This is a genomic window from uncultured Eudoraea sp. (assembly GCF_947490415.1).
Taxonomy (GTDB): domain Bacteria; phylum Bacteroidota; class Bacteroidia; order Flavobacteriales; family Flavobacteriaceae; genus Eudoraea.
In genome coordinates, this window is record NZ_CANLGX010000004.1 from 347,434 (window position 1) to 369,690 (window position 22,257).

Sequence of the window (22,257 nt, forward strand, 5' to 3'; positions counted from 1 at the left end):
GAACAGTAGAAACTAGAATGGCTTAGATTTGAAAGATAATTCTTCTGAATGAAATTAAGAGCAGATAGCATAATGAAATCCTACAGAGGGCGCCAGGTGGTTAAGGGCATTTCCCTGGAGGTCAACCAAGGCGAAATAGTTGGGCTACTTGGTCCGAATGGAGCCGGAAAGACTACCTGCTTCTATATGATTGTAGGACTTATTAAACCCAATGGAGGACAGATTTTTTTAGATGATACGGAAATCACAAAATATCCAATGTATAAAAGGGCCCAAAACGGTATTGGTTATCTGGCCCAGGAGGCATCGGTATTTAGAAAATTAAGTATTGAGGATAATATCTTAAGTGTTTTGCAACTTACAAAACTGAGCAAAAAGGAGCAACAAATGAAAATGGAGTCGCTTATTGAAGAGTTTGGACTTGGTCATATCAGAAAGAATAGAGGAGATTTGTTATCCGGAGGTGAACGCAGACGTACGGAAATAGCAAGAGCCCTGGCTACTGATCCTAAATTCATACTTCTGGATGAACCGTTTGCTGGTGTTGACCCTGTTGCGGTGGAGGATATTCAACGAATTGTGGCTCAACTTAAAAATAAGAATATTGGAATCCTGATCACTGATCATAATGTTCAGGAAACCCTTGCAATAACAGAACGATCTTACCTGATGTTTGAGGGCGGCATTTTAAAATCGGGTATCCCCGAAGTTCTTGCAGAAGACGAAATGGTCCGTAAAGTCTATTTGGGACAGAATTTTGAACTTCGTAAAAAGAAATTGGACTTCTAAAATACTAAGCCTGTGCTAAAATTATACTGAGATTCTTTAATTCTTAAAAAATTCGATTCAGAATATACATAACTGACTGATTGTGTTAGTATTATTAGTAAATTACCCTCGTATATTTTCAGGATAATTACTAACCCATAGAGCTAAAAAAATATTAGTTTCCATGGTTTAGTTAGCCTTCAAATAATTTCTATGTGATATGAAAAATTTAATCCTTAATTCTCTTTTGGCCTTAATCATTTTAGTGCTATTTTTTACCATTAGTTGTTCATCGGATGATAATTCTATACCAGTAACAGAAGTTTCTTCTACAAGGACTGTTGATATTAAACTTGTAGGCACATGGGATGGAACTGTTGAAGGAACGATGGGGACTGAGACAGCCATATTTACGCTACAAAGCAATGGGGATATTATAGCTGAGACTGATTCACAAATTATTTGTCCCTTTCAAGGAACCTGGTGGGTCACAAATGGAAATTTTACGGCTGCCGGTGAAGAAGAATGCGATGGAACAGGTATAGACCTTCGTGGTAGCAGTACATCAAACACTCAGATTTCGGGAACCTGGACGGCGGCCGGTGGTAATAGCGGCAAATTTAACATGACTAAGCAATAAACATAATACATCGATAGGTGTCCTCATTCTGAGTAGAAAGCGAATGAATTGTATCCTATTTTGTCTCTTTCGCACCAAGTTTATAAACCATGGAACTAACGATATAAAAAAATACGATGGCAGGAACTGCTAAAAATTTCATCGTAAGCAATAAGACTAAACTCACAATTACAAATATATAGCGCAGGGCATTATCTTTAAAACTCCAGTTCTTAAATTTCAAAGCAAATAATTCTATCCTCGAATTTAAAAGATAGGAACTCAGAATGGTAATTATGATAAGAAACCATGGATTGAGAATTATCTCATTTAAAAAATCATTGCCCTGATTCAGGAGTATCAAAGGAAGGGATAGTATAAAGAGTGCATTTGCAGGTGTGGGAAGACCTATAAAAGAGGTGGCCTGATTCTCATCAATATTGAATTTTGCCAATCTGTAAGCCGAAGCCAAAGTAATTAAAAAGCCAAAAAAAGGTAGGAATGAAATTTTAAATCCGGTCCATGTTAACGTTTCTGAACCACCTGAGAAATCGAGATTCCACCCACCGGTTTGAGACATAGCCAGCAGCTGAAACATAACAATGCCGGGAACAAGGCCACTGGTTATAAGATCGGCTAATGAATCGAGCTGGATTCCTAATTCGCTCTGTGCATCCAGCAATCTTGCGGCAAGTCCGTCAAAGAAATCGAAAATAATTCCCAGAAAAACAAAAATTGCGGTCAGTTCCAACATATTCAAAACAGCAAATACTGTAGCAATACATCCACATAAAATGTTAAGCATGGTAATATACTGTGGAATATGTTTCTTCATGGTTGGCAGTTTCAGTAAAAATAATATAATTTTTATTCTAACTCTTTCTTAACATATTTTATTCGGATATTTGCCGTTAACAGTTATTCCTCAAGTGATCAGAGCACTACGAATTCAATTTAAAAAACTTTGCTTCCTTAACTTGTTATGGATGGCTTTTTTGGGTTTTTCACTGCAGGCTCAATTATCAGATAAAGCCCAAATTAGTATAATTACGTGTGACTCCGGTCAGGATTTGTATTCTAGTTTCGGGCACAGTGCTTTTAGGGTTCAGGACTCTGCCAAAGGAATAAACTGGGTATATAACTACGGAACTTTTGATTTTAATACGCCTAACTTCTATTATAAATTTGCCAGGGGAAAATTGCTTTATTCCTTAAGCGTTACAACTTTTTCAGATTTCCTCTATACATATGAATTGGAAAAACGTTGGGTAAAAGAACAACTATTAAAACTTAACCGGGAAGAACAAAATGCCTTATTCCGTTTTTTAGAAAACAATCGAAAGCCAGAAAACAGGGATTATAAATATGACTTCTTATTTGATAATTGTGCCACAAAATTACCAGAGGTATTAAAAAAAGTTCTCGGAAACAGCATTGAATTTAATGGAGCCCATCTTAAAAACCATTTCACTTTCAGAGATCTTATCCAACAAAATTTGCTTACTAATTCCTGGTCCAGTTTTGGCATAGACCTCGCTCTGGGTTCCGTGATAGATAGGGAAGCTGCCCCTGAAGAGTATATGTTCTTGCCCAAATATGTGATGCTTCAAATGAGTAATACAACTCTGGCAGAGAACGCCTTAGTCCTTAGAGAACGAACCGTTCTTGAATATAATAACAAAAGATTTAATAATAATTTTGGCACATCACCGCTTTTTTGGCTACTCCTTTTATTACTCTTTACCCTTACAATATCATTTATAGATTTAAGGAATGGTACCCGGAGCAGGTGGCTCGACTTTTTTTTATTTCTGATTACCGGATCTGCCGGATTACTCATTTTCTTCCTTTGGTTCATGACCGATCATTCTGCTACAGCAAATAATTTTAATATCCTTTGGGCATTTCCATTAAATATTGCAGCCTGCTATTTTCTCCTTAGAAAAGACCAGATCCCAAAATGGATGGGTAAATATATTATGATACTGCTGGTTTTATTGATTATTACATTGATCCTTTGGATTTTTCAAATTCAACAATTTTCACCACTAATTGCCGTAGTATTTGCCGTACTGGGTCATAGATACGCCTTACTTTACCGTTATTTCACAAATTCCAATCCACCTCTGAAATGAATTTGGTTTCCGTAGAAAATATAGCTAAATCATATGGAGAATTAGTCCTGTTTGAAGACCTCTCGTTTGGCATAAATAAAAATCAGAAAATTGCATTGGTTGCCCGAAACGGGGAAGGTAAAACTTCCATTTTGAATATTCTGGCAAGGAAAGATGTCCCAAATGGCGGCGCCGTAAACTACCGTAAAGGAATTCGCATATCTTTCCTGGAACAAGAACCAGATCTTAATCCTCATCTAACCGTAGAGCAAACCATTTTGGAGTCTGACAATGAGATTCTAAAGATTATTGCTGCCTATGAAGCAGCTTTGGAACATCCCGAAAATGAAGAAGCTTACCAAAAAGCTTTCGAGTCTATGGAAAGGAATAAAGCCTGGGATTTTGAAACCCAATACCAACAAATTCTTTCCAAATTAAAACTGGACAATCTTAAAGCCAAAGTAAGCAGTCTATCCGGTGGGCAAAAAAAGAGACTGGCAATGGCCAATGCCCTGTTGAATGAGCCAGATCTATTAATCATGGATGAACCTACAAATCATTTAGACCTGGAAATGATAGAATGGCTCGAAGATTATTTCAGCCGTAAAAAGATTACTCTTTTTATGGTTACTCATGACAGGTATTTTCTGGAAAGGGTTTGCACTGAGATCCTGGAACTAGATAATGGTCAGCTTTATTCATACAAAGGAAATTATGCTTACTACCTTGAGAAAAAAGAAGCCAGATTGGAACTTGAAGCAGTAGAGCAGCATAAATCCAAGTTGCTTTATAAGAAAGAACTGGACTGGATGCGAAGACAGCCTAAGGCAAGAACAACAAAGTCCAAATCGCGTATTGATGATTTCCATAGTATCAAAGAAAAGGCACAACAACGCAGAGAGAGCCATGAAATTCAATTAGAGATAAATATGGAGCGTATGGGCAGCAAAATTCTTGAGCTTCACAAAGTCTCTAAATCCTTCCCGGGAATTCTCTTACTTGATAAATTTGATTATAATTTTTTAAGGGGAGAACGAATCGGAATTATTGGAAAAAACGGTACCGGCAAAACTACTTTCCTGAATATTATAACAGGCTTTGAACAGCCAGATAGTGGAAAAATTGTAGTAGGAGAGACTATTAAATTCGGATACTACACCCAAAATGGGATTACAATAAAAGAAGGTCAAAAAGTGATTGACGTCATACGAGAATTTGGGGACTATATTCCTTTAAAAAAAGGAAGACAGCTCTCTGCGCAACAGCTGTTGGAACGATTTTTATTTGATAGAAAGAAACAATATGATTTTGTAGAGAAGCTGAGTGGTGGAGAAAGAAAGAGGTTGTATCTATGTACCGTCCTTATCCAGAATCCCAATTTCCTGATCCTGGATGAACCAACAAATGATCTGGATATTATAACCATAAATATCCTTGAGAGCTTTTTACTGGACTTTCCCGGATGCCTGCTTGTAGTATCACATGACCGCTATTTCATGGATAAAATAGTAGATCATTTATTTATTTTTAAGGGGAATGGAATTGTTGAAGATTTCCCCGGGAATTATTCAGATCACAGGGCATACGAAGACAGTAATGTTTTAGAACAAAGGGCTGACAAAGGGAATAACGCCCAAAATAAATCAAACAAAAATTCCTGGCGGTCTGATGACAAAAACAAAAAACTGTCTTTTGAGGAGCAAAAAGAGTATAACAAGCTGGAAAAATCCATTCAGAACTTAGAAAAACAAAAGGTAGAGCTTCAAAATCAATTTGCCAATACTGGGCTATCTGGGGAGGAAATAGATGTTTTATCAATAAGATTAAAAGATATTGTAGAAAATCTGGAGGATAAAACAGAGCGATGGTTTGAGCTTTCGATGTTAATGGAAGACTAATAAACAAGGTGGTAATTGCAATATTCAAATTTACTGATAATTAGAATTTACTTTAATGTCTGACACCTTTAGCTATCTGAAATTTTGTTTTAAGGCAACTAACCAGCATGGAATTCATTCTCCTTTTATTTACCGTTTTGTTACAGAGGGTCTTTATATAAAACATAAATACTGCAGGTCAAAATCACTGAATATATTTTTCAAATGCATTAATTACTTTAAGCCAAACAATATAGCACTGGAAGAAGGAAATGAACTTTTAAAAAATAAAGTAAAAAAAGAATTTCCATCACTTTCTTTTGAAGAGCCATTTGACATAAAATACTATGGGACACTAATTGCAGAATCTCAAATTTTGGCTATGGAAAACTACGCCAAACAACAACCGAATGGAATAATTTATATTGGCGATATCAGGAAAAATAAGACTTCGAAAGAATTTTGGGACAAATTACTGCTAACCGATTTTGTAACAGTTAGCGTGGATATGTATTTTGGCGGACTTCTTTTTTTCCATAAAACACAAGCCCATGAACATTTTAAGATTAGAATTTAAAATCTTAACTTTAAGATAGATTTTTTTATACTATGAACAACAGTATTTATTACATTTTAGCCGGAGTTGCCCTTGTTTATATTGTCATTTCTATTGTTAGCAAAAAGAGCTCAAAGAGGAGAAAATCAAGGAAATTTATGGATGGTTATGAGCGAAAGGATAAAAGGAAGTAATTGTTAATATTATAGGTATTCCTAAATTACCCCAGAGTGAAAAATTAATATAAACCCAATTTCCTAACTTGCAACTCAAAAGTTCTAAAATAGCCTATGAAAATATATACCAAAACCGGAGACAAGGGCTCAACTTCACTTTTTGGAGGTACAAGGGTTCCTAAACATCACATCCGTATTAACGGTTATGGTACTGTAGATGAACTAAATTCATGGCTTGGACTCCTTAGGGATCAGGAAATGGACACACATTACAGAGAGATTCTTATTACCATCCAGGACCAATTATTTACCATAGGTGCAATTTTAGCCACGGACCCTGAAAAAGCACAATTAAAAAGTGGGAAAGAGCGTTTGAACATCCCTTTGATAAGCATGGCAGATGTAACGCAATTAGAAAATGAAATGGACATTATGAATGAAACCATGCCAGAAATGACTCATTTTATCCTCCCCGGCGGACACCCAACAGTGTCATACTGTCATATTGCTCGTACTATTTGCAGAAGAGCGGAGCGAATGGTAACAATTCTAAATGAAAATGAACCTGTTGACAGCTTGGTTTTAACTTACCTCAACCGTCTTTCAGACTATTTATTTGTATTGGCACGGAAGTTGTCATACGACCTGAAGGCGGATGAAATAAAGTGGATTCCTAAGAAAAAAGGCTAATAATTACACTTTTTCTTCGTTATCAAATTATCAAAACCATAAATTGTTCATAAAAAGTGTGATTTAACTCAAATTTTTCTTGGCAATATGCGTTTAAAAATTACTTTTGCAAAAATTATAAAATTAGAATTAAGCCATGTATTGGACATTAGAACTAGCATCTTATCTAAGCGATGCACCGTGGCCAGCCACCAAAGATGAATTAATAGATTATGCCATTAGAACAGGCGCCCCTTTAGAAGTAGTAGAGAATTTACAATCTATGGAGGAAGAAGGCGGTGAGATTTACGAATCAATAGAAGAAATATGGCCGGATTACCCCACAGAAGAAGATTACCTCTGGAATGAGGATGAATATTAAAGAAGTTTCCTAAAACCTATTAAAAGTCTCATTTGAGGCTTTTTTTTTATGTAATTTTGACAGGCTTTACGAAGTTTTAGGAGAAATATAAAATCTGGAATGCCTTTTGCTTCAAAAAGGATATTGCAATTCTGTAGCATCTTGCTCAATTTTAAGACTTATTCAATTGTGCTTTAAGTTCTTAAGAGCTTGCTATCAAAACATAAATAATATATGAGTATTTTAAATTCAGTTATCAAGGCATTTGTAGGTGACAAGGCTAAGAAAGATGTTAAGGAACTACAACCCCTTTTAAAGGAGATCAAATCCTTTGAAGCAGCGATAGAAACCTTGGACCATAATGCACTTAGGCAAAAAACACAGGACTTCAAACTAACAATAACAAAGGCATCCGAAGAACTTCAGAAGCAGATTGACATATTGAAAGAAGAAGTAAAAGCCTCTCTCGATATTGACAGAAATGAGGAAATATATGCAGAAATTGATAAACTTGAAGACGAGGTCTATAAGATTACTGAGATCACCTTAAACGAGATTCTTCCTGAAGCCTTTGCCGTAGTTAAAGAAACCGCAAAACGATTTGTGAATAATGAAACCATCACTGTTGAAGCTACAGAATTTGACAGATTGTTATCTGGATCCAAAGATTATGTAAACCTGGAGGGTGATAATGCCGTATGGCAAAACTCCTGGGATGCCGCAGGAAAGGAAGTGACATGGGATATGGTACACTATGACGTACAGTTAATCGGCGGGATTGCTTTGCATCAGGGTAAAATTGCAGAAATGCAGACTGGTGAGGGTAAAACACTTGTTGCTACCTTGCCAATGTACCTGAACGCCCTCGCAGGAAAAGGAGCCCATTTGGTTACGGTAAATGATTATCTGGCTAAAAGGGATAGTGCGTGGATGGCACCAATATTTGAATTTCATGGGCTTTCCGTGGACTGTATAGACAAGCATCAGCCTAATTCTGAAGGAAGAAGGGCAGCTTACAACGCAGATATTACCTATGGAACCAACAACGAATTTGGATTCGATTATCTTAGGGATAACATGGCCCATACACCCGGCGACCTGGTACAACGACCGCACCACTATGCCATTGTGGATGAAGTTGATTCTGTACTTGTTGATGATGCCCGTACGCCTTTAATCATCTCCGGGCCTGTGCCGGAAGGAGATCGTCATGAATTCAATGAATTGAAGCCTAAAGTGTCAGACATTGTTCAGAAACAACGTCAGTACCTTACGGGAGTTCTGGCAGAGGCCAAAAAAGAAATCTCCGCTGGAAATACCAAAGAAGGGGGTTTTCTATTGCTGAGGGTCCACAGAGGCTTGCCTAAGAATAAAGCACTTATTAAATTTCTGAGTGAAGAAGGCATAAAACAACTGCTTCAAAAAACAGAGAATTTTTATATGCAGGATAACAATCGGGAAATGCCTCAGGTAGATTCGGAATTATTATTTGTTATCGATGAAAAGAACAATCAGATTGAACTAACTGACAAGGGTATTGAATATATTTCGGGAGATCATCAAAAAGACTTTTTTGTGATGCCTGATATTGGAAGTGAAATTGCAAAAATTGAAAATCAAAACCTGGAAATCGAACAGGAAGCATCAGAAAAAGAGGCATTATTCAAAGATTTTGCAATAAAAAGCGAACGTATCCATACCATGAGCCAGCTATTAAAGGCATATACACTCTTCGAAAAAGACGTGGAGTATGTGGTTATCGATAATAAGGTGATGATTGTAGACGAGCAGACAGGCCGTATAATGGATGGGCGAAGATATTCAGACGGATTACATCAGGCCATTGAAGCGAAAGAGAATGTAAAAATCGAGGCAATGACTCAGACTTTTGCTACGGTTACTTTGCAGAATTATTTCAGAATGTATAAAAAGCTTTCAGGTATGACAGGTACCGCAGTAACGGAAGCAGGGGAATTCTGGGAGATCTATAAATTGGATGTTATGGAGATCCCTACAAACAGGCCTATAGTCAGAGATGACAGAAACGATCTTATCTATAAGACCAAAAGAGAAAAATACAACGCCATTATTGACGAAGTTACCAAACTTTCGGAACAAAAAAGACCGGTACTAATTGGTACCACCTCTGTGGAAATATCCGAATTATTATCCCGAATGCTGGGTATACGAAAAATTCCACACAATGTTTTAAATGCGAAACTGCATAAAAAAGAAGCCGATATTGTGGCAGAAGCAGGCTATGCGGGTGTAGTAACCATTGCAACAAACATGGCAGGACGTGGAACGGATATAAAATTATCTGAAGAAGTTAAAAAAGCAGGGGGCTTGGCGATTGTAGGTACGGAAAGACACGACTCAAGAAGGGTAGACAGGCAGTTGAGAGGTCGTGCAGGCCGTCAGGGAGATCCTGGAAGTTCACAATTTTACGTCTCTTTGGAAGATAATCTAATGCGGCTATTTGGTTCAGACAGGGTTGCAAAAATGATGGATAGAATGGGTCTTGAAGAAGGAGAAGTAATCCAGCATTCTATGATGACCAAATCCATTGAACGTGCACAGAAAAAAGTTGAAGAGAATAATTTTGGTATTCGTAAACGACTCTTGGAGTATGATGACGTAATGAATGCACAACGCGAAGTAGTTTATAAAAGAAGAAGGCATGCACTGCAGGGTGAGCGACTTAAGGTAGATATTGCAAACATGGTTTATGATACATGTGAAGTAATTGCCGAAACCAACAAGGCCGCCAGCGATTTTAAGAATTTCGAATTTGAACTCATCAAGTATTTTTCCATTACCTCTCCAGTTACAGAAGAGGAATTCGCCAAACAGAGTTTTCAGGAGATCGCAAATACAACCTATGCTGCGGCTTATGATTATTACCAGAGCAAAATGGAGCGAAGTGCCGCTACGGCTTTCCCTGTTATCAAAAAGGTATACGAGGATAGCAGTAATAAATTTGAACGTATTGTAGTTCCTTTTACTGATGGTATTAAATCGCTTAATGTGGTCACCAATCTTAAAAATGCCTATGAGTCGAATGGTAAAGAATTGGTAACAGACTTTGAAAAGAATATAACTCTTGCCATAATTGATGACGCATGGAAAACTCACCTTAGGAAAATGGACGAGTTGAAGCAGTCTGTCCAATTGGCTGTTCACGAGCAGAAAGATCCTTTGTTAATTTATAAATTTGAAGCTTTTGAACTTTTTAAAAGCATGATAGACAAGGTGAACAAAGAAGTAGTTTCCTTCTTGTTCAAAGGGGAATTACCCTCTGCTGACACTAATGAGATTCAGGAAGCCAGGAATGTACGAAGACCTAAAGAGAAGCTACAGACTACTAAGGAGGAAATTCCTAATAATGATGAACTGGCAGCCCGGAACAGAGCAGTAGGTCAGAACCAAGGTGGCAGGGCTCCAATAACGGAAACCATTGTGAGGGAAAAACCTAAAATTGGCAGGAATGAAAAAGTCACAATTAAAAATGTAATGTCCGGCGAAAGCAAGACTGTCAAATTCAAACAGGCAGAGCCTCTTATAGACCGCGGAGAATGGGTATTGATCCAAGATTGACAAATTAACCGATATTATTAAAAATGGCGTCCGTATATGGACGCTTTTTTTTTGTTCAAAATGCTATATCTTTAGGTATTGACACCTAATTATTATTATTATTATTTTGATATGAAATCTTCCAGACGTAAATTCCTGACCTCCATTAGCATGTTAGCTGCCTCTTCCGCAATGCCAATTACACAGTTTGATTTTGGAATAAATGTAAAATTAAAAATTGCCCTTGTTGGAACAGGTATTCGTGGAATCACTTTTTGGGGAAAACGTCTTGTCGATGAATATTCGGATATACTGGAATTTGTGGGCTTGTGCGATATAAATCCGGGGAGACTCTCCTTTGGAAAAGAATATACCGGAGCAAATTGCCCAACTTTTACAAATTTTGAGAAAATGATCCAAGATTCTAAACCAGATCTTGTTATCGTGACCACAAAAGATGCAACTCACCATGAATTTATTATCAAAGCAATGGAAATGGGATGCGATGTACTTACTGAAAAACCATTAACTACAGATGAAAATAAATGTCAGGCCATCCTGGATGCAGAAAAAAAATCAGGCAAAAATCTGATAGTAGGTTTTAACTACCGATGGAGCCCATATAACACCAAAATAAAACAGTTATTGGCAGATAACACCATTGGCAAACTAACTTCAGTTGACTTTCATTGGTATCTGAACACTTACCACGGTGCCAGTTATTTTAGACGATGGCACGGACAAATGGAAAGCAGCGGGTCCTTATGGGTTCACAAGGCCACGCATCATTTCGACCTTCTTAACTGGTGGATCAATTCTGAGCCATCCGAAGTATTTGCATTCGGTGATTTGGAATTTTATGGGAAAAATGGCCCTTTCAGAGGGGAGAACTGTAGAAATTGCAATCATCAATCTAATTGTGACTTCTATTGGGACATTTCTAAAAATCAATTTTTGACTAATTTGTATACAAAACATGAGAAATACGATGGGTATATCCGAGACAATTGCCTTTTTAGAAATGAAATAAACATTTATGATAAGATGTCTGCGCAGGTAAAATATCAAAATAACGTGCAATTAAATTATTCGCTAACCACTTATTCTCCATTGGAAGGTTGGCGGGTCGCCTTTAACGGTACAGGAGGAAGGCTCGAAGCATGGATGGACATCCCTTATTATAAAGAGATGAACATAGACCAGGCCGAAATGCACGACAAGGAAATGGAGCAGAGCAATGAGGAAACTGAGAATAATGAACCCATAATAGTGCACAAATTGTGGAAGGATTTTGAAACTGTTATGGTAGAAATGGAAAAAAGCGGTCATGGTGGAGGTGACAAACGCTTACAAGATAAATTGTTTAGAAGTGCTGATTCTATTGATCCTTTTGGCAGGACCGCAGGAAGCAGAGATGGCGCAATGTCTGTACTTATTGGGATTGCGGCAAGAAAAAGTATTGAAACCGGTACAGCTGTTAACATTGGAGATCTGACCAATTTACAGCCTAAGGAGGTACGAGATTAACATATTTAGTATTGTAGATAACAAAGTTACTTTTTGTCAGATTAGCTGTTGAATATATGATAAAACATATATAGCTTTACAGCATTGAGGGAATTCGCCTCCCAGCTACGGTTGCGATTTTCCGTATGAAGCATAGCTGCATCAATGAATATAACTTAAGACTATGGAAAAAGAAACCAAACATCAGCACAGAATACAGGATAAAATACGTCTGACCCTTAGGGTAAGCTATTTTGCTTCTATTTCCTCTATAATATTTGGTCTGGTTTGTCTTTTTTTCCTGGATATTTATGAAATTGTTCCCCATATATTTCTGGCCTTTGGTGCGTTGAGTGTAATTAATAACCTGGCCTATGCATCTCACAAAAACCTAACGCTTACCTATAACATCCTTTCTATACTTGGCTTAGCTTCAGCTACGGCCATCACTATGTTAACAGGTGGCATAAACAGTCCGTTTATTTTTGTGCTGGCAATTGTTGTGTTTGCGGGATATGCGACAACGCGCAATTATGGGAAAATCTATTTGTACCTCACTGTTCTGATTATTGCTTTAATTTTTGTTCAGGGAATTTCCGATTTTTCTTTAACCCAAAATGTTGTTCCCGTTGAGAGTCAAAACCTTTTTAGCTTTTTAAGCATATTGTTCTCCGTTTACCTCCTGGGTGGAGTGCTGGGTAAAAACCTCTTAAAAGCACACCACAACCTCTATAAAACCAAGATGGAAGTTGAAGAACGGATACATGAAAAGGACACCCTGCTCAAAGAAGTGCACCACAGGGTTAAAAATAATCTGCAAACGGTTTCCAGCCTGCTAAGCCTTCAGTCCAGGGGGATAAAGGATGAAAAAGTAAAAAATCTTATTAAAAGTAGTCAGAACAGAGTCATCTCTATGGCTATGGTACATGAAATGCTTTACATGCGCGACGATCTGTCTAAAATAAATTATAAATCCTATGTTGAAGAATTAAGTGAATATCTTGTGAAATCTGTAAAGGGTGCCGATAGTAACGTTAAGGTAAACATTAATATTCCTCAAATAGAATTGGGTATAGATACGGCTATACCTCTTGGCCTCCTCATCAACGAAGCACTAACAAATGCCCTTAAATATGGAATAAAAGGGGATGACCAGGGAGAAATACATATTGAGCTAAAGAAAATGGCTGATAAGGACTACATTCTAAATATTGGAGATAATGGTGTTGGTTTTTCAGAGGAAGTGAATTTTAAAAATACCCGTTCTCTGGGCTTAAAGCTAATTCATAACCTTGCCCGTCAGCTAAAAGGATCGATAATCAGAGACTTTTCCAAAAAAGGCACCAACTATATTGTTAATTTTAAAGAAATAGGTCAGAGCGACTTTCATCAATCGGTGGCTTAAGGGAAACCCTTATTAAAGGCGGCTATTTTATATTCCTGACACATAAATTCCCCATGTAAAAAGACTTTTCTTCTTAAGGCAATTTATACCTATATTTAGCCGACTAATTCAAAAATTGCCCTTATGAAGAATATTTTACTAGTATGTTTTTTACTTTGTAGTTGCCTCACATTCAGTCAGGATTACTTTCTTAAAAAATACCAGCCTTTTAATAGTAATATTCCTTCTCCTGAAGAGTTTTTAGGTTATGGAATTGGAGAACGTCATACCAGGCATGATCTTATTGTAGCTTATTTACAAAAGCTCGCAGAGCTTTCAGACAGAGCATCTATCCATGAATACGGCAAAACACATGAAGGTCGTAAACTCGTAATCTTAACGATTACTACCCCCGATAATTTGTCTAATTTGGAATCTATAAAGGAAAGGCACCTTGCCTTTACAGATCCCAGCAAATCCTCTTCCCCGGACGCATCTCTTCCAATTTTTATTAATTTGGGTTATAACGTACATGGGAATGAGCCATCCAGTTCCGAAGCAGCGCTTTTAAGCGCTTATACATTTGTAGCTTCTGAGAATCCCGTGATACTTAATTACATAACAAACGCAGTAATCTTTATAGATCCTACCATCAACCCTGATGGTCGGGACAGGCATACACAATGGGTAAACAGCTATCAGGGCAATCCACTTGTGGCAGACCCCCAGGATGCAGAGCACAATGAATACTGGCCTGGTGGGCGTACCAATCACTATTGGTTCGACCTCAACAGGGACTGGCTTCTGGCAATAAACCCTGAAAGTCGTGGTAAGCTTAAGTGGTATCATGAATGGTACCCCAATGTAGTTACCGACTTTCATGAAATGGGTTCTCAAAGCACTTATTTCTTTGAACCAATGAAAGCAAACGGTTCTCTTAACCCTATTATGCCTAAAAAGAACTATGAGGATCTTAATAATTTGTTTGGAAACTATTTTGCCAAGGCCTTAGACAGCATTGGCTCATTTTATTTTACCAAAGAGGCTTTTGACGGTACCTATCCGGGTTACGGTTCTTCCTATCCTGATATTCAGGGTGGCCTTGGGCTGTTATTTGAACAGGCCAGTTCCAGGGGGCATAAGCAGAAAACGGCCTTTGGTGAAATCACATTTCCCTTCACCATTCGCAATCAGTACACATCGAGTATCACTACTGTGAAGGCTGCAGTTGAGAACAAAGATTATCTGCGTTCATATCAAAAAGAATTCTTTAAAACGGCGATGATGAATTCGGCAATAAAAGGGGTTCAAGGATACAGCTTTGGAGATCGCTATGACAAAAACCGGATAAAGGCATTTATTGACAAGCTATTAATCCATAAAATAGATGTATACAAATACGGTAATGATTCCTATGTAGTGCCCACATCCCAGCCCCAGTACAGGATGGTGCAAACGATGTTTGAAACTTATAAAAAATACCGTGACAGCGTTTTTTATGATGCGTCTGCCTGGTCTGTGGCAAATTTCTATAATATAAACTACAGGGGAGTAAAGAAGCTAAGTCGGGGAGATAAAATAACTTCTACAGATGATCTTGTAAACGTCCAACCAGTTCAAAAATCCTCTTATGCATATATTATAGATTGGGATGATTACAACGCACCTGCAGTTTTAAATTTTCTTCAAACTAAGAAGTTGGTACTCTCTTCTGCCTTTAAACCATTTACCACAACGATCGATAATACCAGCAAGTCTTTTAATTATGGAGCCTTAATTCTACCCATAAGCCTTCAAAAGAAAGATGCTGATGAAGTATATAAATGGGTGCTTGAGGCACAGGAAAAATACCAGGTCCCTATCTATGGGATAGCCACGGGTTACAACAGCCAGGGAATTGATCTGGGAAGCAGGCATATTCGCCCATTAACAAAACCCAAAGCCGCAATGCTTATAGGAGATGGAACCCGCTCTTATGAAGCCGGAGAGGTTTGGCATTTATTAGATACCAGGGTACACATGCCAATTACAAAAATCCCTATCAGGAACTACGATGAGGCAAAGCTAGACGAATACAATACATTGGTTATGGTTTCGGGCAAGTATAGTCTTACAGAGAAGCAACAGACCAAACTTTCAGACTGGGTTAAGAAGGGGAATACACTTATTACAATTGGAACAGCCTCTAAATGGGCTATTGATAAAAAACTTGTTAAAGAGAAACTTACTAAATCCGAGGTAGATTCTACCAAGGCAGTATTGCGAGAGCCATACGTTGATGCCGATGAAAACCTGGGTAGAGAAGGCCTTGGAGGAATTATACTTAAAGCCGATCTGGATGTTACCCATCCGCTGGCATTTGGCTACAGAGATACAGACATTCCGGTATATAAAAACAATACTGTATGGCTTTCACCGAGTAAAAATGAGTATTCTACCGTAGCTAAATACTCCAGGAATGCGCTGATAGACGGTTACATAAGTAGAAAGAACAGCGAAGAATTCTTAAAAACTTCGGCTTCACTTATTGTAAGTCCCTTAGGCAGCGGAAGAGTAGTAATGTTCGCGGATAATCCAAATTTCCGGGGCTCATGGTATGGCACCAACAGATTATTCCTTAACGCCTTATTTTTGGGAGATAAGATTGAGGTACCTAAACAAAACGACTAGTATGAACAAAAAAATAAATTCCTTCTTAATTCTCATCTTATGTTGCAATCTTTCAATACTTGCACAGAGTAACGAGGGCGATGGGCCATTTTCTCAACTTATCATCAGGGGAGTTACCCTTATTAATGGTAATGGGGCACCGCCAATGGGGCCCGTAGATATAGAAGTGGTTAACAATCGTATTAAAAGTATAAAGGTTGTAGGCTATCCGGGAGTAGCAATAAAAGATTCAGACCGACCACAGCTTAAAGGAGGAGGCAAAGAATTAAACTGCGAAGGCATGTATTTACTTCCGGGCTTTGTAGATATGCATGGCCATATTGGAGGAAAAGCCCAGGGCGCAGAACCGGACTATGTTTTTAAACTCTGGATGGCTCATGGAATTACTACGGTGCGTGAACCGAGCGGTCGGGGGGTGGATTTTACTTTGGATTTAAAAAGAAAAAGTGCTAAAAATGAAATTGTAGCACCCCGTATTTTAGCCTATACAGGATTTGGACAAGGTAGTGATGCCACTATAAGCACTCCGGAAATGGCACGGGAATGGGTTCGGAATAACGCCAAAAAAGGAGCTGATGGCATTAAGTTATTTGGGGCACCTCCGGAAATTATGACAGCAGCTTTAGATGAAAACAAAAAATTAGGCTTGCGCTCAGCTTGTCATCATGCTCAGCTTAATGTTGCCAGATGGAATGTACTCCATTCCGCCAGGGCTGGTCTGACTAGTATGGAGCACTGGTATGGACTACCGGAAGCACTTTTTGAAGACCGTACGGTGCAGGATTATCCACTGGATTACAATTACAATAATGAACAGGACCGCTTTGAGGAGGCCGGTAAACTATGGCAACAGGCAGCAAAACCATATTCTGAACATTGGAATAAAGTTATGGACGAACTTATCTCATTAGATTTTACCCTGGATCCAACCTTTAATATTTATGAAGCCAGCAGAGACCTTCAAAGGGCACGAAGGGCTGAATGGCACGAAGACTATACCTTGCCTTCATTATGGGATTTCTACCAGCCCAGCAAAATAAGTCATGGTTCTTATTGGCATTACTGGGGTACCGAACAGGAGGTAGCCTGGAAGGAGAATTACAAACTCTGGATGACCTTTATAAATGAGTATAAGAACAGAGGTGGCCGGGTAACCACAGGCTCAGATTCGGGCTTCATCTTTCAGCTCTATGGTTTTGCCTATATACGTGAAATGGAATTGCTGCGGGAAGCCGGGTTTCATCCTTTAGAGATTATTCGCTCAGCAACCTTAAACGGAGCAGAAGCCTTAGGAATGGATGATCAAATAGGTACAGTAACTGTTGGTAAACTTGCCGACTTTGTTATTGTATCTGAAAATCCATTAGAAAACCTGAAAGTACTATATGGCACTGGCGCCATAAAACTTACTGAAGATAATGAAGTTGTGCGTGTTGGTGGGGTAAAATACACCATAAAGGATGGTATAATCTACGATGCCAAAGCACTACTCCGGGAAGTAAAGCAAATGGTGGATGCAGAAAAAAAGCGTTTGAATTATCAAATTAAACAACCTGGAATTCAGGAATAATAATCAGTTTAATCGACTCTTGCTTTATTTTAAGTACAAAGGGAGGACTTATCTTCGGCCTGTTGGGACTTTAATAGGTCTTAAAACTCCTTTTGTTTTAGGAAAAACAATCAAATAACTCATTAGAAGTGCAACAGGTAATAATAGAATAAATAGTACCATTAGGTTTGGGGTTTGGGGATTAGGCTAATTTGGGTTTATTTTTTTTAGTAGTAAAAGCCAGAGCTTTCTTTACTCGTGTATTCTTGAATTTGTATAAGCGCGCAACAGCGTCTTCTTTTGTTGCCTCAATTTGCCCACTATTGTAAGAAACAGGAAGGCTAGCATCCAGAACAATATCCATTTGAAATGTTTCAACTTTACCATAGTCTGTAGTTTTTTGGGCCAGAGCAACAGCTCCGAATAAAAGTATAAGTACTAAGGTTAAAAATGCTTTCATGCTATTAGATTGGGTCTAATAAAATAACTACAGAAAGTGGTACCCTTAGGGTATAAATCGCTGAAAGCACCTTATTTTTCGGTAGCTGGAAAATTTTGCGATAAAGCGATAAAAATTTCGGATGAAAAGAATTGAAGCAAAAAACCCTTTATCGGAATTTTAGGTTTTTTAGCCGGTATTGTAAAGGGATTATATGGGTATTATTGAGAGAAATATGAAAAAAAACGCGGAAAAGGAAATATAATAATGTAAGAAATTGTTACTTCTTGAAGATTTATTTGGTAACGGACTTCAATATATCCAATTGAAGTTAATATTTGAAAAAACGAGATTTCTCACACTCACTAAGTTCGATTTTAAATGACAGATCTGGCTTACATCCGCTTTTTATAACCCAACCGGGTAATTTCGACATGAGTTGCAAAGGAACGATTGAGAAATCTATACTGCATGTAAGTGTGATTGAAAAAAGGTAAATTGAGATTTCTCACGCTCACTTTGTTCGGTTCGAAATGACAGATCTGGCTTACATCCGTTTTTTATAACCCAACCGGGTCATTTCGACATGAGTTGCAAAGGAACGATTGAGAAATCTAGACTGTATTAAAATGTAAGTGGAAATATGATCAAAAGAGATTTTCCACATTCACAGCATTGGGGTAAAGTACTCGTAAATCTACCGACCTTCCTTGCGTAGCACTACTAAAGGCGGACTGTTTAATACACTCCTGCTGTTACTAAGACCAATTAAGAGAACGAGTAATGTAACTCCGGGCAACAGTACTAAAAAGGGTACTAAAGAAGGTACAAACGGCGCTTTAAAAACAAATGTAGCCAGTAACTGGCTGCTTATCAGTGAAAGTAATATGCCTATACCACTACCCAAAACACCCAAATAAAAATATTCAAGGGCTGTGATTTTTAGAATTTGTTTGCTTTTTGCACCCAGGGTCCGTAAAAGAACGCTTTCCTTTATACGCTGATATTTACTGGTACGTACAGCTCCTATTAATACAATAATACCAGTAAGGATACTAAAAAAGGCCATAAAATTAATTACCCAAGCAATCTTATCCAGAACATTCTCTATGAGTGTTACAATTTGCCGCAAATCAAGCACCGAGATATTAGGAAATTTTTGAACTAATTCTCGTTGGAGGTTGGCTGAAGCCTCCGCATTGGGTGCATTAGTTGTTATAACGTGAAACTGCGGGGCATTTTCCAAAACTCCTTTAGGAAAGACCAGGTTAAAATTAGGTTGCATTCGTGCCCAGTCCACGGCGCGAATATTTCCCACAACGGTTTCCATCAAAACACCCTGGACATTGAAAACAATCGTATCTCCAACCACCACTTCAGCATCTCTGGCAATATTATCAGCAATGGAAATAGGGATAAGACCTTCTTTAGGGGTTTCCGGTACCCATTCACCTTCAGTAAGGGTCTCCGAAGAAATCATGGAATCACGGTAGGTAACCCGAAATTCGTGGTTCAAAACCCATTTATTCATTGTCAGGGTTGTGTCTTGTCGAAGATCATTAGCAGCCCGTCCTTTTATAGTATGCATACGCATCGTAACTATTGGAATATTATCTAATAACGGAAGGCCTTTAGGGGTTATGCTATTTGCTACGTCTTCTTTTTGCTCGCTTTGTACGTCCAACAGAATTATGTTAGGACTATCACTGTTGTTATCAAGCTGTGCCATTGCCAACAGCATATCTTTGGTAAAATAGAGCGTACTAATTAGAAAAGCCCCTACCCCTATAGCTACTAGTAATACCATAGTTTGATTATTTGGCCGAAAAAGGTTTAACAGGCTTTGTCTTGAGGTAAAACTCCATTTGGCAGGAAAGAACTTTTTTATTCCCCTCATAAACAGAGTGGCAACACCAGCCAATATGGAGAAGGTTACCGCAATACTGATCACAAAACCAATGGCATAACGCAAGTTTTCTAAAAGCCAAAGGGAAAACAGGAAAATAAAGATTAATATTCCTATAAATACGAGGGCCCTGGCTTTTCGGGGACGCTCCTCTTGTGTTTCTTGAATACGCAGTACCTGTAAAGGAGAGACGTACCAGGTACTCATAAGTGGCAATAGTGCAAACAGCACTGACATAAAGACTCCCAGTAATAAACCCATTATAATGGGCTGAGGCGCCAATGACAATTGCACTTCAAAAGGTAAAAAGTCCTGCAGCAGACTTGGAAATGTTTGTTGCAGCAATATACCTCCAATCGTTCCAATAACACCCCCCAGAAGGCCCATACCTGCTATTTGAATCAAATAAATAAGGAATGTCTGCTTTCGACTGGCACCCATACATTTAAGTACAGCCACCGACCTCAATTTTTCCTTTATATAGATTTGTACAGAACTTGCGATACCTACACAGCCCAATAAAAGAGCAATAAATGCAACCAGGTTAAGGAATTTTCCAACATTTCCATAGGAACTACCCAGTTGTCTGCTCCCTGATGTATGCGTATCCAGATCTGCATTCTCAGCATCCAAAATGGGGTCGAGTTCTTTGTCAAGAGCATCGAGGTCCATCTCCGGTGGGGCCTTAAAATAATAGTTATAGTCCAGACGACTACCCACCTGCAGTAGCCCCGTTCGTTCAATAATGCCAAATGGAATAATAACCGGGGGTGCCACAGAACTGGCAAATGCGCTATTACCGGGTGCAGATATAAGTGTACCTGTAATTGGTAAACTAGCATTGCCTATTTTGATTATATCTCCGACTTCTAATTCAAACTGCAGCATCACTGTGGCATCTAACAGGGCACCTTCATTAGAAATATACGAAGTTGCCGCATCTGCGGGTTCTGTCTCTATTTCCCCGTAAAGTGGAAAATCACCTTCAAGCCCCCTTACACGAACCAGTTTACTGCTTTCATTCTTTGGAAATGCTGCCATGGATGCAAAATTCACTTCCATACCCTTTGCTCCTCCTAATGAATCTATAATTTCCTGCACTCTTTCATTCGGTAGTTGTCTTGAATCAATTATAAAATCCGCTCCCATAAGTGATTTGGACTGCAGGCGAATATTTTCTTTAAGATTATCACTGAATGATTGGATTGAAACAAGTGCCGTAATACCAAGGATGATAGAGGCCATAAACAAAGTAAGTCGGCCTCCACTAGCCTTTCCATCGCGCCATGCCATTTTAAAAAGCCAGCCTGTGCCTGCCAAAGATGAAGCTTTCTGTTGGTTTTTCACGAGATTACTGTACTTTCATTAGCAACTATCTTTCCTCCTTTGAGCCTTAGAATATGCTGCGTACGTTTTGCAAGGTCCAGGTCGTGTGTTACAATAACCAAAGTAGTACCTGCTTCTTTATTAAGTTCAAAAAGCAGTTTAACTACTTTTTCTCCTGTTTCTTCATCAAGGTTACCGGTAGGCTCATCGGCAAAAAGGATAGAAGGCCTATTACTAAAAGCTCTTGCCAGAGCAACTCTCTGTTGCTCACCACCTGATAACTGAGAGGGATAATGATGAGACCTATCTGCCAATCCTACTTTATGTAAAAGTTCCATCGCCTGCTTCCTGGCTTCCTTTGCCCCTTGTAATTCTAAAGGTACACTTACGTTCTCCAGAGCTGTTAGCGTGGGAAGTAACTGAAAATCCTGAAAAATGAATCCCACTTCTCTATTGCGCAATAGGGCACGTTGATCTTCACTTAAATCGTTAATTCGAGTGCCACAAAGTTCAATGTAACCAGAGTCGGGATCATCTAAACCTGCGCATAGCCCCAATAAAGTAGTCTTACCACTACCCGAGGGACCAACAATGGCAAAGGTATCCCCTTCCTCTATTTCAAAGGAAATAGCATCCAGAACAGTTAGTTTTTTAGAACCACTGGAATAGGTCTTCCCCAGTTGGTTAACGTTTAATATCTTTGACATTGGTAGAAATTAGATTTTGTTTGCAACGACGCAGCAAAATAAGGAAATGATTTC

The 22,257-nt window shown here is 38.5% G+C and carries 16 protein-coding genes; 12 read left to right on the top strand and 4 right to left on the bottom strand.

What is annotated here, in order from left to right; all coding sequences use genetic code 11:
- Positions 1 to 48 precede the first annotated feature (48 nt).
- Positions 49 to 789 carry an LPS export ABC transporter ATP-binding protein gene (lptB, locus tag Q0874_RS12740; protein ID WP_299163714.1) on the top strand — a complete coding sequence of 247 codons (741 nt, stop codon included), beginning with the start codon at positions 49 to 51 and terminating at the stop codon, positions 787 to 789.
- Between the two features lie 199 nt (positions 790 to 988).
- Complete coding sequence (locus tag Q0874_RS12745) at positions 989 to 1,408, top strand: hypothetical protein (protein WP_299163715.1); 420 nt, start codon at positions 989 to 991, stop codon at positions 1,406 to 1,408.
- 55 nt (positions 1,409 to 1,463) lie between these two features.
- Here Q0874_RS12745 and Q0874_RS12750 read toward each other — a convergent pair whose 3' ends face one another.
- On the bottom strand, positions 1,464 to 2,222 hold the full coding sequence (locus Q0874_RS12750) for a CDP-alcohol phosphatidyltransferase family protein (protein ID WP_299163716.1): 759 nt from the start codon (positions 2,220 to 2,222) through the stop codon (positions 1,464 to 1,466).
- Between the two features lie 151 nt (positions 2,223 to 2,373).
- Here Q0874_RS12750 and Q0874_RS12755 point away from each other — a divergent pair, with 151 nt between their 5' ends.
- From Q0874_RS12755 to Q0874_RS12800, 10 genes are all read left to right on the top strand, one after another.
- A complete protein-coding gene (locus Q0874_RS12755; RefSeq protein WP_299163717.1) occupies positions 2,374 to 3,522 on the top strand; it encodes a DUF4105 domain-containing protein in 1,149 nt (382 codons plus the stop codon).
- Positions 3,519 to 5,399, top strand: a complete 1,881-nt coding sequence (locus Q0874_RS12760) for an ABC-F family ATP-binding cassette domain-containing protein (RefSeq protein ID WP_299163718.1) — start codon at positions 3,519 to 3,521, stop codon at positions 5,397 to 5,399. The genes Q0874_RS12755 and Q0874_RS12760 overlap by 4 nt, the downstream gene beginning before the upstream one ends.
- A 55-nt stretch (positions 5,400 to 5,454) precedes the next feature.
- Positions 5,455 to 5,955, top strand: a complete 501-nt coding sequence (locus Q0874_RS12765) for a hypothetical protein (RefSeq protein WP_299163719.1) — start codon at positions 5,455 to 5,457, stop codon at positions 5,953 to 5,955.
- 269 nt (positions 5,956 to 6,224) lie between these two features.
- A complete protein-coding gene (locus Q0874_RS12770) occupies positions 6,225 to 6,800 on the top strand; it encodes a cob(I)yrinic acid a,c-diamide adenosyltransferase (protein ID WP_299163720.1) in 576 nt (191 codons plus the stop codon).
- 136 nt (positions 6,801 to 6,936) lie between these two features.
- Positions 6,937 to 7,161 carry a DUF2795 domain-containing protein gene (locus Q0874_RS12775; protein WP_013551418.1) on the top strand — a complete coding sequence of 75 codons (225 nt, stop codon included), beginning with the start codon at positions 6,937 to 6,939 and terminating at the stop codon, positions 7,159 to 7,161.
- 213 nt (positions 7,162 to 7,374) lie between these two features.
- Complete coding sequence (gene secA, locus Q0874_RS12780; protein ID WP_299163721.1) at positions 7,375 to 10,737, top strand: preprotein translocase subunit SecA; 3,363 nt, start codon at positions 7,375 to 7,377, stop codon at positions 10,735 to 10,737.
- 111 nt (positions 10,738 to 10,848) lie between these two features.
- The gene (locus tag Q0874_RS12785; protein WP_299163722.1) at positions 10,849 to 12,243 is read left to right on the top strand and encodes a Gfo/Idh/MocA family oxidoreductase; all 1,395 of its coding nucleotides are present in this window, start codon (positions 10,849 to 10,851) and stop codon (positions 12,241 to 12,243) included.
- Positions 12,244 to 12,406: 163 nt separating this feature from the next.
- On the top strand, positions 12,407 to 13,627 hold the full coding sequence (locus Q0874_RS12790) for a sensor histidine kinase (RefSeq protein ID WP_299163723.1): 1,221 nt from the start codon (positions 12,407 to 12,409) through the stop codon (positions 13,625 to 13,627).
- A 123-nt stretch (positions 13,628 to 13,750) separates the two neighbouring features.
- Positions 13,751 to 16,276 carry a M14 metallopeptidase family protein gene (locus tag Q0874_RS12795; protein WP_299163724.1) on the top strand — a complete coding sequence of 842 codons (2,526 nt, stop codon included), beginning with the start codon at positions 13,751 to 13,753 and terminating at the stop codon, positions 16,274 to 16,276.
- A gap of 1 nt (position 16,277) precedes the next feature.
- Positions 16,278 to 17,846, top strand: coding sequence for an amidohydrolase family protein (locus tag Q0874_RS12800; RefSeq protein WP_299163725.1), 1,569 nt, complete (start codon positions 16,278 to 16,280; stop codon positions 17,844 to 17,846).
- 181 nt (positions 17,847 to 18,027) lie between these two features.
- Here Q0874_RS12800 and Q0874_RS12805 read toward each other — a convergent pair whose 3' ends face one another.
- The 3 genes from Q0874_RS12805 to Q0874_RS12815 all read right to left on the bottom strand — a co-directional run bounded on the left by Q0874_RS12805 (position 18,028) and on the right by Q0874_RS12815 (position 22,203).
- Positions 18,028 to 18,285: a hypothetical protein gene (locus Q0874_RS12805; protein WP_299163726.1), complete on the bottom strand. Its 258-nt coding sequence runs from the start codon at positions 18,283 to 18,285 to the stop codon at positions 18,028 to 18,030.
- 676 nt (positions 18,286 to 18,961) lie between these two features.
- The gene (locus tag Q0874_RS12810; RefSeq protein ID WP_299163982.1) at positions 18,962 to 21,463 is read right to left on the bottom strand and encodes an FtsX-like permease family protein; all 2,502 of its coding nucleotides are present in this window, start codon (positions 21,461 to 21,463) and stop codon (positions 18,962 to 18,964) included.
- Positions 21,464 to 21,513: 50 nt separating this feature from the next.
- Entirely contained in the window at positions 21,514 to 22,203 is a 690-nt protein-coding gene (locus Q0874_RS12815; RefSeq protein ID WP_299163727.1) for an ABC transporter ATP-binding protein, read from the bottom strand.
- Positions 22,204 to 22,257: the final 54 nt, after the last annotated feature.

Bases quoted from the DNA above. Each gene is read 5' to 3' on its own strand.
- Q0874_RS12810 (WP_299163982.1), bottom strand. From the start codon at position 21,463: ATGGCATGGCGCGATGGAAAGGCTAGTGGAGGCCGACTTACTTTGTTT.
- Q0874_RS12745 (WP_299163715.1), top strand. From the start codon at position 989: ATGAAAAATTTAATCCTTAATTCTCTTTTGGCCTTAATCATTTTAGTG.
- Q0874_RS12815 (WP_299163727.1), bottom strand. From the start codon at position 22,203: ATGTCAAAGATATTAAACGTTAACCAACTGGGGAAGACCTATTCCAGT.
- Q0874_RS12760 (WP_299163718.1), top strand. From the start codon at position 3,519: ATGAATTTGGTTTCCGTAGAAAATATAGCTAAATCATATGGAGAATTA.
- Q0874_RS12755 (WP_299163717.1), top strand. From the start codon at position 2,374: ATGGCTTTTTTGGGTTTTTCACTGCAGGCTCAATTATCAGATAAAGCC.
- Q0874_RS12800 (WP_299163725.1), top strand. From the start codon at position 16,278: ATGAACAAAAAAATAAATTCCTTCTTAATTCTCATCTTATGTTGCAAT.
- Q0874_RS12795 (WP_299163724.1), top strand. From the start codon at position 13,751: ATGAAGAATATTTTACTAGTATGTTTTTTACTTTGTAGTTGCCTCACA.
- Q0874_RS12775 (WP_013551418.1), top strand. From the start codon at position 6,937: ATGTATTGGACATTAGAACTAGCATCTTATCTAAGCGATGCACCGTGG.
- Q0874_RS12785 (WP_299163722.1), top strand. From the start codon at position 10,849: ATGAAATCTTCCAGACGTAAATTCCTGACCTCCATTAGCATGTTAGCT.
- Q0874_RS12770 (WP_299163720.1), top strand. From the start codon at position 6,225: ATGAAAATATATACCAAAACCGGAGACAAGGGCTCAACTTCACTTTTT.
- Q0874_RS12765 (WP_299163719.1), top strand. From the start codon at position 5,455: ATGTCTGACACCTTTAGCTATCTGAAATTTTGTTTTAAGGCAACTAAC.
- Q0874_RS12790 (WP_299163723.1), top strand. From the start codon at position 12,407: ATGGAAAAAGAAACCAAACATCAGCACAGAATACAGGATAAAATACGT.
- secA (WP_299163721.1), top strand. From the start codon at position 7,375: ATGAGTATTTTAAATTCAGTTATCAAGGCATTTGTAGGTGACAAGGCT.
- Q0874_RS12805 (WP_299163726.1), bottom strand. From the start codon at position 18,285: ATGAAAGCATTTTTAACCTTAGTACTTATACTTTTATTCGGAGCTGTT.
- lptB (WP_299163714.1), top strand. From the start codon at position 49: ATGAAATTAAGAGCAGATAGCATAATGAAATCCTACAGAGGGCGCCAG.
- Q0874_RS12750 (WP_299163716.1), bottom strand. From the start codon at position 2,222: ATGAAGAAACATATTCCACAGTATATTACCATGCTTAACATTTTATGT.